Consider the following 13,314-nt stretch of genomic DNA (forward strand, 5'->3'; position numbering starts at 1 on the left):
CTTAAACCTGAATACGTTTAAGAAAGTACTATAATACAAATATTTTGTAAAAGGTAACTTAATTGTGCATAAAAAAGCCTGCAAAGTTTAAAACTATGCAGGCTTTGATTTTTTTAATGTTAACTAATTGATATTATGGATTAAATGTAAATGCCAAATAGTAAATAGCACCTGCAGCCGGGTTACCATAAGAAGTGATGTAATATTTATTCATGATGTTTGAACCACCAAGTTTGATAGAAGAATTAACTGAAGGAATTTTCAAGCTAACTTGTGCATCCAAAGTGCTGTATGCCGGCACTTCGCCTGATGCGAAAGATGAATTCCAGTAAAATCTATCTTGCCAGCGGTAAGAAACGTTAAAACCAAAGTTTTTGATAATCTCTTTATTACCTAAACCTAAGTTAAAGCGAACTTTCGGTGTATTGAAATCGTTGATATAGTTTACGGGAAGATCGCCGATTTGATTGTAAGATACGTTACCGCTAACTGTCCATTTATTCATTAAATAATCTAAACCTAAAGCAGCACCATAAGAATTTACTTCACCTTGTGCATTTACCGGAACACCGAATTTAACAAAAGTAGGGCTAGCTAATGTGCCAACATTCTGATAAACATCAACTGCAGTAATAAAATCTTTATAAGTGTTGTAATAACCGTAAGCATCAATTAAAAGGTTTGGAGTAATTAATCCTTTATAACCTAACTCGAAAGATTGAACACTTTCCGGACGAACGCCACCTGCATCAAAAGTATATTGTTGTAGCAAAGCAGGGTTTGGTGTACCAGTTGCTGCTGATGCCAAGAATGCTCTATAACTTACATCAGTAAAAGCTTTATTACCGTTAAGATTATATTTACCGAACATGATTTCTGGCAAACCACCAATTAAACGTTGAGAACCTCCACCCACTGATAAATCGATATATTGATTTTGTGTAGTTGGGTTACGATAACCGGTTTGGTAAGATGCTCTGATGTTGTTATTCTTAGCAACTGTGAAAACTCCCGTAATACGTGGTGTAAAACGACCTTCGAAGTTCATGCTCTTATCGTATCTACCAGCAAAAGTAAATTTCACCTTATCGTTGAAGAGTTTTTTACCAATTTGTGCAAATGCACCGTATTCGTTAATGTCTATCGATTCATTTAAATCATTGAAAATTGTTCCTGCTGAATTTAAATCGTATAGACGATATGATGCACCAACCTGAAACTCTACTACATTATTAAATGCATTGGTAAAGTTATACATACCTTCATAATGGTATAAATTGGTTTTATCATCGAATTTAGCACCATAAATACTTTGAGAAGGATTAGCTGAATTAATAGAAGTAGCACTAATTGTCGTATTCATGATGGTATTCATTGTAGTTGCAAACTGAGGAGAACCAGGTTCGAAACGACCTTGATTTGCAACACCTCTCGCAAAGGCGTGCGCTGCTACATCATTTTGACCTGCTGCTCTCGCACCAACATAATTTCCAATGTATTGAGGAAACCATGTTGTTGATGGTTTTGAAACCTCGTTAATATAACTACCAAGTATTGATGAAATATAAGAATCACCTGAACGCTCTTGAGTAGTATATCCTTTAACATAAAAATCTTGACCTTTAATCTCTAGTTTATACTGACCAATATTGAAATTACGTAGAGAATAACGATCTGAACCTGTGTAAACAGATGTACCTGTACCCCAATTTGCTTGCGCAACAGCCTGAACGGTATTGGTAATATTGTAATACATCGCTCCAGATACTTTTAAAGATTTAGTATCGTAATCAACCAGGTTTTCTTCGTTGTATCCTGTTCTTGAAACGTTTTGATCAGGAATTAAATTTGCTTTTAAACCAACATAAAATGGAAAATAGTTTTGAACTGCCGGACGTAATGCGGCAGGTAATCCAGCTAAAAACCCAGCTTGTTGTGCTGCGTTAGGGATTGCCGCACCAAAAGTGCCGTCAATTAAATTTTTAATGTTCGGTATTGCACCGCCTGAGCCAGCATTAATACCAGAAATAGTTGCATTTTGAACACTCAAAGCAACATTTCTCATGTTCTGACTAACCTCGTCTCCATAGACATTAATACCATCATAGTTGGTATCGCTATTTCTGTCTCCAGACTTTGCGGTTCTAGAAACTCTATCAAAATTTGAATAATTATTTCCGAACCAATCTTTTGCTTGTAAGAATGAAAATGCTGCCTTTACACCAAATTTGTTATTCCAGGATTTAGCCAAACGAACATCCAATTGGTTAAAAGGCTGAACAGAGCTATTATTATCATTTACATGGTTAACTCCTGTTTTATATTGAAAGCTTGCACCCTGATATTTAAATGGGTCTTTTGATGTCATTAACAAGGTACCGTTAATACCACCAGCACCATATAACGCTGAGGATGCACCAGGTAGAAGTTCAACATTATCTATATCGAGCTCGGTAATACCAACAATATTACCAACTGAGAAATTCAAACCAGGCGCCTGATTATCCATTCCATCAATATATTGGTTAAAACGCGTATTACCGTTAGAGTTAAAACCACGGGTATTAATAGATTTGAAAGTTAAACTTTGCATACTACTTTCTACACCTTTCATATTATTCAAGGCATCGTAAAAAGATGGCGCTGCAATTTCGCGAATGGATGCGGCACTCATTCTCTCTATTGATACAGGCGATTCTAAAATACGTTCCGGAGTTCTTGATGCAGAAATTACAACGTCACCACCTAAAACAGTTCCGCCATCCATCTCTATAGATATCCCTGTTGTACCTCCGGTAACCTGTTGTTCTACGGTAGTGTAGCCAATATAACTTGCTACCAAAGTAAAAGGCGTTTTTGCTGATGTTGTGAAACTAAAACTACCATTTGCACTAGTGGCTGCACCACCTGTTTGTCCTTTAACGATTACGGTTACACCTATTAATGGTTCTTTTGTCTGTTTATCTTTAACGGTTCCACTTACCGTTATGTTTTGGGCTTGTACTGCAAAATTAGTTGCACATACAAGCAGAAACACATACAAGATTTGCGTAGAGAATTTGCTCATAAAATGATTACTATTTGGTTAGTTGTTCTTTAGTTAATATAAACTTAAATGCTTTTTTTGAATTAAACAAATTATGTTAGCATAATAATTTTTTAATAAAATTTATTATTTTGTTTCACATAGAGATTGTTGTAATTTGCAATAATATCGCTCAACAAAACTTATTAGTCTACATCAGCTAACCATTATGAATAAAATAAAAGCGCTTTTTTGCGTTATCATCCCTATCGCATTAGCTTTTTTGTTCAATACAAAAATCGGAAGTACGCCTCCTATCCTGAAGTTCCTAAATCCTTTTATGGGTTTTTGGCAAAATGCAGAGAATAATCATTTTATGTTTAATCATAAAGCGAAAATAAAAGGTGCAATAGATGAAATTCAAATTGTTTTCGACGATAGAATGATTCCGCACATTTTTGCGAAGAATGACCATGACCTTTACCTTGCTCAAGGCTACGTTACGGCTATGCACCGCCTTTGGCAAATGGATTTTCAAACACGGTTTGCCGCCGGAAGAATAAGTGAAGTAGTTGGAGAAAAAGCAATTGAGGTTGACCGCTACCAGCGAAGAATGGGCATGGTTTACGGTGCAGAAAATTCTTTAAAAGGCATGATGGCCGACCCTAAAGCGAAGGAAATGATTTTGGCATACACGGATGGAATTAATGCATACATTAAAACTTTATCTCATGCCAATTACCCAATAGAATATAAAATACTTGATTTTAAACCTGAGAACTGGTCACCTGTAAAATGTGCCTTGCTTTTAAAGCAAATGTCGGCAGTCTTAGCAATGGGCTCTGATGAGTTTTACATGACTAACATTCTTAAAAAATTCGGAACTGAAGTAACTAAAGATCTATTTCCAGACTATCCATTTCGCGAAGACCCAATTATCCCGGTAGGTACAAAATGGGATTTTACTCCGCTTAGCATACCGAAAACCCCTGAATCTTTTACCAAAGCAATAACCGGAGAGGTAAAAACGACAGAAAAAATTGAAGGTATAGGAAGTAATAACTGGGCGCTTTCGGGCAACAAGACGGCATCGGGCTTTCCTATTTTAGCCAACGACCCACATTTAGATTTAACTCTACCATCAATCTGGTATCAAATTCAACTTCATGCTCCAGGGGTAAATACTTATGGAGTTTCGCTTCCAGGTGCGCCGGGCGTAATTATTGGTTTTAATCAAAAAATTGCATGGGGCGTAACTAATGTAGCGGCAGATGTACTTGATTTTTATCAAATTAAATTTAAAGATGATTCGCACAAAGAATACTGGTATAACAACCAATGGAAAGCTACAAAAACAAGGCTTGAAACCATAAAAATTCGTGGTAGCAAAGATGAAATTGATACGGTTTATTACACGCACCATGGTCCGGTTGTATATTTTCAACAACCTAAATATGCAAGAGCAAATAATGTACCTGTTGGGGATGCATTGAGATGGATTGCACATGATGAATCGAATGAATTAATGACCTTTTATTATTTAAACAGAGGCAAAAACTATAATGATTACCGTAAAGCATTAACTTTTTATACGGCTCCTGCCCAAAATTTTGTTTTCGCAAGTATTGATAATGATATTGCCATCACTCCAAATGGAAAATTTCCATTGAAGTGGAAGAATCAAGGCAAATTTATTTTAGACGGAACCGACCCATCTTACGATTGGCAAGGCTGGATTCCGGCAGCACAAAATCCAACGGTTAAAAACCCGCCACGTGGTTTTGTAAGTTCAGCAAATCAATCTTCAACCGATGCAAGTTATCCTTATTACATTAACTGGGAATTTGCACCTTACGAAAGAGGCAAGCGAATTAATGATAGGTTAACGACAATGACCAAAGCAAATCTTGATAGCATAAGATTAATGCAAACTGACAATTACAGCATTATGGCCCAAAATATTTTGCCAACATTGTTGCCTTTGGTTAATAACGAACAATTAAACGCTACCCAAAAAGAGGCTTTTAGTTATGTAAATAAATGGAATAAACGTTACGATGCAAATGAGATTGCTGCAAGTGTTTTCGAAATCTGGACCAAACGCGTTTCCTTTAATATTTGGGATGATGAATTTAAGGTAGACGGCATACCGATGCGTTATCCATCAAGGGACAGAACAATAGAATTGATTTTGAAACAACCTGAATCGAAATGGTTCGACAATGTTAAAACTCCACAGAAAGAAACACTTTCTGATTTAGTAAATGAAGCTTTTAAATATAGTTGCGATAGTTTAGAACGTAGGTTTGGCCCGATTAATAAAGATTGGAATTGGGCCAATGTCAAGCAAACCAATGTTCCGCATTTGGCAAAAATACCAGGCTTTGGCTCGAAAGTTTTATTAATAGGCGGCGCAAAAAGCACTATAAATGCAATGAGCGAAGCAAACGGGCCATCGTGGAGAATGGTAATAGAACTTGGCAAAACACCAAAAGGACATGGCGTTTACCCTGGCGGCCAATCTGGTAATCCAGGCAGCAAATTTTACGATAACATGGTAGATAAATGGGCTAGCGGTCAGCTTTACGATTTATTTTACATGCAAAGCCCAGATGATAAATCTGGCAAAATAATTTCTCGATTAAAAATATCTAAATAATACAAAATGGTTTTTCTGGTTATATTAATTATCTGTTTTTTCCTTCAAATGGTTGCGCCTTGGTGGGTTATCATCGTAATTTCTTTCGCAACCTGTGGCATTATTGGCAAAACAGGTAAAATTGCATTCTGGCAATCTTTTTTTGCGATATTTTTATTGTGGATTGGTTATTCGCTATTTAAAAGCTTACCTAACGATAACATCCTTGCAAGCAGAGTTGCAGTTATGATAGGCATTAAGATATGGTGGATTTTATTACTTGTAACTGGCTTAGTCAGCGGTTTGGTGGCAGGAATTAGTGGGTTTTGTGGTTACCATTTCCGCAAAGCGATGCTGATTAAAAAAACTGACTAGAAAATAGCATAAAGCTTAGTATTTTTGCGCTTGTGAGTTTAAATGCTGATAAAATATTTTCTGTAAAAGAAAATGAGGGTTTTAGTGCTGCTGCAATAGAAATCTTCAAATTACAATCAAAAAATTGTGCCGTTTACCGCGATTATATTCAAAATCTGCGTATTGATATCAATGAAGTTAAATGTATTGAAGACATTCCTTTTCTACCCATTAGTTTTTTTAAAACACACTCCATATTAAGTAGTAAAAACCCTGTAGAAATTACCTTCAGCAGTTCTGGTACTACAGGAATGAGCCAAAGTAGCCATCATGTAACAGATGTGAGTTTATATGAGCAAAGCTACCTTCAGGCTTTTAATCAGTTTTACGGGAAAATAGAAGAGTATTGTTTTTTGGCATTACTTCCATCCTATCAACAACGTTCAGGCTCATCGTTAATCTATATGGTGAACGATTTGATTGAAAAAAGCAATCATCCACAAAGTGGATATTTTTTATATAACCACGACGAGCTTCTTGAAACACTTAACATTTTAAAATCTAAAAATCAGAAAACTATTTTAATCGGTGTTACTTATGCCCTGCTCGGTTTTATAGAGAAATTTGAAATTGATTTCCCCGAACTCATCATTATGGAAACCGGTGGAATGAAAGGCAAAAGAAAGGAAATGGTTCGCGAGGAATTACATGAGCAACTTACAAACGGTTTTGGCGTAAAATCGATTCATAGCGAATATGGCATGACGGAACTGCTTTCTCAGGCTTATTCTTTAGGTGATGGTATTTTTAATTGCCCGAGATGGATAAAAGTTTTAATTAGAGATACAAACGATCCCCTGTCACTAATTAATAACGGTAAAACCGGAGGAATTAACGTTATTGATTTAGCAAATATAAATTCATGCTCTTTTATTGCAACACAGGATTTAGGTAGAATAAACCCTGATGGTAGTTTTGAAGTGTTAGGGAGATTTGATAACGCAGATATTAGAGGTTGTAATCTTTTGGTGCAGTAATTTAAGTCAATCTGTCATCAAACATAAATGGTTTTACCTCAATAATTTTAACTTCAATAACCGCGGGATGATTAACATTCATTAAATAGTTAAATTCGTCCTCGATTAAAACTGATGGTACTTTAAGCAATAAAAATTCTTTCTGCTTTGCAAATTCATCGCCTATTTTTGCTAGTTGTGGTATTGATGGATAATCTTTCCAGTTTTTAGGTAAATCTTTCAATTCAATTTGTTTCACAAGATTATCAGGTAATTCAAATACGGTTAAACATAAATTTTTAGAATTTATTAGTGTATTTTTATTTGCCAAAACTTCCAAAGCAGCTAAAGCCCTATTCGAAGCCATATAATGCAATGGAACACCAACTGAATTCCAGCGACCGCCATATAGCTTTGCGCCTGTACCGCTATAATCATTAGCGTAGTTACAATTTGAAATTCGATACAGAATCATTAGCTAAAAACTCCGTACTCTATCCTACCTAAAATATTTAGCACCATTGTAAAGCCAATTCGGGTATCCAATAAATTAAAAGGAACTTCGCCACCAAGCGCTACATTTGGAGATTTTATCCAGGTACTGAAAGCTTTTTCGTTACCTAAAACTTCAATACCTCGTTCATATAATAAGGCAAGTTCAATTGCTCTATCGGCATGTTCTGTTTTAACCAATGTAGTTGGCGTATATCTTTGCAAAGTGCGTTCAGAAATATGCAATACAGTAGCCACTTCCTCTATTGTTAAAGAAATTTGCTTTGCCAAAGCTAATAACGACTTTTTTGAAATGCCCTTTCTAGCTAATTGAAGCAAATCAAAATCCGAAGGATTTGCATATTGACTTCCCATCATGGCAACCATTGGCGTATAACTTTGTACACCATACGCAAATATTGGCTCTTCAACTTTTTGGATATCTTCGATTTTCTTTTTCATATCAGACAATAATACACCAATATATACATTTTGTCCGAAATAAAAAAAATCAAATAAAAAAACCCCAAGCTAAAAAGCTTGGGATTAAAGTATTAAGAAAATGTAATTAGCTTATTCTGTAATCAATAAGAAATAGTTTTTCTTTCCTTTTTGTACTACAATAAACTTATCATTTATTAAATTTTCTGAGTTGAATATCTGATTTGCATCTGCAACCTTTTCCTTGTTAACAGAAACTCCACCACCTTGTATTAACTTTTTAGTCTCACCTTTTGATGGAAAAATAGATGATTTTTCAGCAAATAAAGTTGCTGCATCAAATCCACCAGCAAGTTCAGCTTTTGATATTTTAAATTGAGGAATACCCTCAAACATTTCTAAAACCTGATTTTCAGATAAAGTTTTCAAAAATTCTAAAGAACCATTTCCAAACAAAAACTCAGAAGTCTTTATTGCAGTTTCAAGCGCCTCAACCGAGTGCGTTTTAACTGTAATATCTTCAGCTAATGCTTTTTGTAATATTCTTAAATGAGGAGCAGCATCATGTTCTTTTTCAAGTGCTTCAATCTCATCTTTAGTTTTTAATGTAAAAATTCTAATCCATTTTTTAACATCATCATCTGATGCATTTAACCAGAATTGATAAAATTTATATGGAGAGGTTTTTTCTGGATCTAACCAAACTGCACCGCTTTCGGTTTTACCAAATTTAGTACCATCTGCCTTTTTTATCAACTGAGTAGTAATGGCATATGCCGTACCTTGGTCTTTCCTCCTGATTAATTCTGTTCCGGTAACGATATTGCCCCACTGGTCAGAACCACCCATTTGTACTAAGCAGTTATTGTTCTTCCACAAATAATAGAAATCATAACCTTGAATCAGTTGGTAGCAAAACTCAGTAAAAGATAATCCAGAATCGCCTTCCAAGCGTCTTTTCACGCTATCTTTCGCCATCATGTAGTTAACGGTAATGTGTTTACCAACATCACGAATAAAAGTAAAAAGATTCATATCCTTAAACCAGTCGGCATTGTTTACCATAACCGCACCGTTACCAGCATCTTCAAACTTTAAAAATTTAGCCAATTGAGTTTTCATCCCTTTTAGGTTATGCTCAATCATTTCTGGAGTTTGCAAATTACGCTCATCAGATTTCCCTGACGGATCGCCAACCATTCCTGTAGCACCGCCAACTAAAGCAAAAGGTTTATGACCCGCATTCTGAAAGTGAATAAGCGTCATAATTTGGGTAAGGTGACCAACGTGTAACGAATCAGCAGTCGGGTCGAAACCAATATAGCCAGAAGTCATGCCTTCATTTAACTTTTCTTCAGTATTAGGCATAATATCGTGCAACATGCCTCTCCAACGTAACTCTTCAACAAAATTTGTCATGGTATAAAATTAATTGCGCAAAGATAGTTTTTTGATGTTAAAGCCGAAACCAAATGAAAAGCTAAAATCTTTTTATAAATGAATTGTTATATTGTGGTTAAGATAATGCAGTATCTTAAAACGGGTAATTTTAAAAACTATATTTACTGAATGAACTTCCTTTCTCATTTTTATTTTGATAGAAACACTACTGATGCAAATATTGTGATGGGCACTGTATTGCCCGATTTAATAAAAAATGCATCAAAAGAGGCAAATCTATATCCGCAAAAAAATGAGTTTTTATTTTTAGGAAACCTTGATGAGGAAAGTTTATTAAAAGGTTGGAAACGCCATCTCGCGGTAGACTTACATTTTCATTCCTCAACATTTTTTCTTGAAAGAACTACAGAACTTAAACACCTTATCCTTCCGGTGTTAGAAAATTCAATTGTTCGACCTTCATTTTTGGCTCATATAGGCTTAGAACTTTTATTGGATCATCTTTTAATTGAACACAACTTAATTCAAGTCAACCATTTCTATGATAATTTAACTGCCGTTAAAAAAGAATCGTTAAGCGATTTTCTTGAGCATTGCCAATTGAAAAATCCTGATGTATTCTTCAAATTTTTGGAGCAGTTTATCAGCAGTAAATATTTATTAAGCTATCAAAAACTGGGAAACATCAGCTATGCTTTAAACAGAATATGTATGCGTTTATGGCCTGAAACTTTAAACGAACATCAACTTGACCAGTTAACTTTCCAATTGGGTTTCTTTAAAGAGATTTTGGAAAAAGATTTTATGGATATTTTCGATGAAATAGATTTGAAACTATCCTAACTAATTAGATAGAGCCTTTCAAGCATCCTTCCTTTTTTTATCTTTGTGTTATGTCGCTATTTGCAGTAAAAGAAGAAATGGATGCCCTTGTGGCAGAATTAAACCAGCATAATTACAATTATTATGTATTGGCGATGCCAACTATTGGCGATTTTGAATTTGATAAAAAACTTAAACACCTTGCAGATTTAGAACTGGCAAACCCTGATTTTGCCGATCCAAATTCTCCAACACAACGTGTTGGCGGCGATATCACCAAGAATTTTGTAACTGTACAGCATAAATATCCAATGTTATCATTGGGAAATACTTACAACGAACAGGATTTACGCGACTTTGATGAACGCATAAGAAAAGCGATAGGTGATAACTTTGAATACGTTTGCGAACTGAAATTTGATGGCTTATCCATAAGCCTTACTTACGAAAATGGCAAACTTTTAAGAGCTGTAACCCGTGGAGACGGAACAAAAGGTGATGATGTAACTAGTAATGTAAAAACTATTCACACCATTCCTCATCAAATTAAAACAGGCAATGCACCTGAACATTTTGAGATAAGAGGCGAAATTTTTATGCATAAAGCGGCTTTTTTAAAGCTAAATGCTGCCCGCGAAGAATTGGGAGAAATTGCTTACGCTAATCCAAGAAATTTTGCATCAGGCACTATAAAAATGCAGGATAGCAAAGAAGTAGCAAAACGTCCGTTAGATGGTTTTATTTATTTCTTGTATACCGATAAAAATGAGTTTAAAACACATTGGGAAAGCTTAAACGCTGTAAAAAATTGGGGTTTCCACGTTTGCGAGCATAATAAATTGGTAAAAAACATCGACGATGTTTTAGAATTTATTCACCATTGGGAAAACGAACGCTTTAAATTGAGTTACGATATCGATGGAATCGTAATTAAAGTAAATAGTTATGCGCAACAGCAGGAACTTGGCTTCACTGCCAAATCTCCTCGTTGGGCAATTTCTTACAAATACAAAGCTGCCGAAGTTGAAACCATTTTGGAAAAGGTTACTTATCAGGTTGGTCGTACAGGTGCGGTAACACCTGTTGCAAACTTGAAACCCGTTTTACTTGCTGGTACAACCGTTAAAAGAGCTACTCTACACAACGCCAATGAAATTGAGCGATTAGATTTACATGAAGGCGATACTGTTTTTGTAGAGAAAGGCGGAGAAATTATCCCAAAAATTATTAAAGTAAATCTTTATAAACGCAAACCTAGTTCTGATAAAATACATTACCTGAAAAACTGCCCCGAATGTGGAACTGAACTAGTAAGAAAAGAAGGCGAAGCCGTTCATTATTGCTTAAACGATGAAGGCTGCCCGCCACAAATTGTTGGCAAAATTCAGCATTTTATTTCACGCAAAGCGATGAATATTGATGGATTGGGTGATGAAACTATTGAAACTTTTTACAAAAATGGATTGGTAAATCACATCAGCGATTTATATACACTTTATCAAAAAGCTGAACAATTAAAATCGCTCGACAGGTTTGGAGAACGCTCCATCGAAAATATGTTATCTGGCATAGAAAAATCCAAGCAAATGCCATTCGAGAAGGTACTTTTCGGTTTAGGGATTCGTTACGTTGGCGAAACAGTAGCAAAAAAACTCGCTGCTGGTGTTAAAAATATCGATAAACTAGCAAGTGCAAATCTTGAAGAATTAATTGCTATAAATGAAATAGGGCAACGTATTGCTGAAAGCATTGTTGAGTATTTTGGAAAAGATGAGCATATAAAACAAATAGAATTATTAAAATTAGCCGGATTAGCCTTCGAAATTGAAGAAAAAGTAATAACGCTAGACAGCGATACACTTATTGGAAAAACATTCGTAATTTCGGGCGTTTTCGAAAATTTGAGTCGCGATGAACTTAAAGATTTGATTGAAGCTAACGGTGGAAAAATTTTAAGTGGCATTTCTGGCAAACTTGATTATTTAGTTGCTGGAGATAATATGGGACCATCAAAGCTCGAAAAAGCAACTAAGCTAAAGATACCTATAATTAGTGATGAAGAATTACTTGGCATGTTAGCAAAATAAGCGCTTAAAGTTAAAATATTAATTAGTATGAGACACATCCTAAACGGGGATTTATAAATAAAAGAACACATAGGTAAAAAGTGCCTATGCTGAATAAAAACAATAAATAACATAATGAACAAATTTCAGGGTACTGGTGTAGCCTTAGTTACACCTTTTAACGCAGATGGACAAGTTGATTATAATGGTTTAAAAAACCTGATTAATCACTTGGTAGATGGAGGGGTAGATTACCTCGTTTCTTTAGGTACAACAGGTGAAACAGCCACAATGACTAAGGAAGAGAAGAAGAAGGTGTGGGCTTTTACTGCTGAAATTAACAATAACAGATTACCATTAGTAGCCGGAATTGGTGGCAACAATACATTAGCGGTTGCTGAAGATATTAAATCATTTAACAAAGAAGGATATTCTGCCATTCTATCGGTTAGTCCTTATTACAACAAACCAACACAGGAAGGAATTTATCAGCATTATAAACATTTGGCAGAGGTTTCACCTTTGGATTTAATTTTATATAATGTTCCTGGCCGTACAATGAGTAATATGGGCCCGGAAACAACTTGCAGGTTGGCTCACGATTTTAAAAACATTATCGCAACCAAAGAAGCATCAGGAAGTTTCGACCAGTTTAATCAGATTATGAGAGATAAACCAGAAGATTTTCTATTAATTTCTGGTGATGATCCGATAACACTGCCTATGATTGCTTTAGGTGCGAGTGGAATTATTTCAGTAATTGCAAATGCTGTACCTAAGCCATTTACCGATATGGTTAATTTATGTCTTGAATGTAATTTTAAAGCAGCTACACCAGCTCATTTAAGTTTGGTAGAATTTACTCGCCTAGCTTTTGCAGAAGGAAATCCTGCAGGAATTAAGGCTGCACTAAAACATTTAAATATTTGTGGCGATACAGTACGATTGCCTTTGGTTAAAGCATCTTCAGGTCTTGAACAATTAATAATTGCCGAGCTAGAAAAAATAAGTGCAGTAGCTTAATTAATTATTAAGAAAGGCTTCCAAATCGAAATTTGG

General features: G+C 35.2%; 10 protein-coding genes. 6 read left to right on the top strand and 4 right to left on the bottom strand.

Annotated features, from left to right (window positions below; all coding sequences use genetic code 11):
* Nucleotides 1-133: 133 nt before the first annotated feature.
* Entirely contained in the window at nt 134-3,067 is a 2,934-nt protein-coding gene (locus ACO05K_RS11595) for a TonB-dependent receptor domain-containing protein (RefSeq protein WP_421944592.1), read from the bottom strand.
* Between the two features lie 187 nt (nt 3,068-3,254).
* Between ACO05K_RS11595 and ACO05K_RS11600 the strand changes: the two genes are divergently transcribed.
* The 3 genes from ACO05K_RS11600 to ACO05K_RS11610 are packed head-to-tail and all read left to right on the top strand — an operon-like array spanning nt 3,255 to nt 7,054.
* Nucleotides 3,255-5,684 (top strand): penicillin acylase family protein, encoded by a 2,430-nt coding sequence (locus ACO05K_RS11600; RefSeq protein WP_421944593.1) that lies wholly within the window; start codon nt 3,255-3,257, stop codon nt 5,682-5,684.
* A gap of 6 nt (nt 5,685-5,690) precedes the next feature.
* Entirely contained in the window at nt 5,691-6,038 is a 348-nt protein-coding gene (locus ACO05K_RS11605) for a hypothetical protein (RefSeq protein ID WP_421944594.1), read from the top strand.
* 32 nt (nt 6,039-6,070) lie between these two features.
* Entirely contained in the window at nt 6,071-7,054 is a 984-nt protein-coding gene (locus ACO05K_RS11610) for an acyl transferase (RefSeq protein WP_421944595.1), read from the top strand.
* A gap of 1 nt (nt 7,055) precedes the next feature.
* On the opposite strand, the gene ACO05K_RS11615 is transcribed toward ACO05K_RS11610, so the two are convergent.
* The 3 genes from ACO05K_RS11615 to tyrS form a co-directional block, all read right to left on the bottom strand.
* Nucleotides 7,056-7,508: an RES family NAD+ phosphorylase gene (locus tag ACO05K_RS11615; protein ID WP_421944596.1), complete on the bottom strand. Its 453-nt coding sequence runs from the start codon at nt 7,506-7,508 to the stop codon at nt 7,056-7,058.
* Nucleotides 7,508-7,987: a type II toxin-antitoxin system Xre/ParS family antitoxin gene (parS, locus tag ACO05K_RS11620; RefSeq protein ID WP_421944597.1), complete on the bottom strand. Its 480-nt coding sequence runs from the start codon at nt 7,985-7,987 to the stop codon at nt 7,508-7,510. The genes ACO05K_RS11615 and parS overlap by 1 nt, the downstream gene beginning before the upstream one ends.
* 111 nt (nt 7,988-8,098) lie before the next feature.
* On the bottom strand, nt 8,099-9,385 hold the full coding sequence (gene tyrS / locus ACO05K_RS11625) for a tyrosine--tRNA ligase (protein WP_421944598.1): 1,287 nt from the start codon (nt 9,383-9,385) through the stop codon (nt 8,099-8,101).
* A gap of 150 nt (nt 9,386-9,535) precedes the next feature.
* On the opposite strand from tyrS, the gene ACO05K_RS11630 reads away from it, so the two are divergent.
* From ACO05K_RS11630 to dapA, 3 genes are all read left to right on the top strand, one after another.
* Nucleotides 9,536-10,210: an ACP phosphodiesterase gene (locus ACO05K_RS11630; protein ID WP_421944599.1), complete on the top strand. Its 675-nt coding sequence runs from the start codon at nt 9,536-9,538 to the stop codon at nt 10,208-10,210.
* 50 nt (nt 10,211-10,260) lie between these two features.
* Complete coding sequence (gene ligA, locus ACO05K_RS11635) at nt 10,261-12,276, top strand: NAD-dependent DNA ligase LigA (RefSeq protein ID WP_421944600.1); 2,016 nt, start codon at nt 10,261-10,263, stop codon at nt 12,274-12,276.
* Nucleotides 12,277-12,390: 114 nt separating this feature from the next.
* Complete coding sequence (gene dapA / locus ACO05K_RS11640) at nt 12,391-13,278, top strand: 4-hydroxy-tetrahydrodipicolinate synthase (RefSeq protein WP_421944601.1); 888 nt, start codon at nt 12,391-12,393, stop codon at nt 13,276-13,278.
* Nucleotides 13,279-13,314: the final 36 nt, after the last annotated feature.

It is taken from the genome of Pedobacter sp. (genome assembly GCF_965227205.1).
In the GTDB taxonomy this organism is placed as follows: Bacteria; Bacteroidota; Bacteroidia; order Sphingobacteriales; family Sphingobacteriaceae; genus Pedobacter.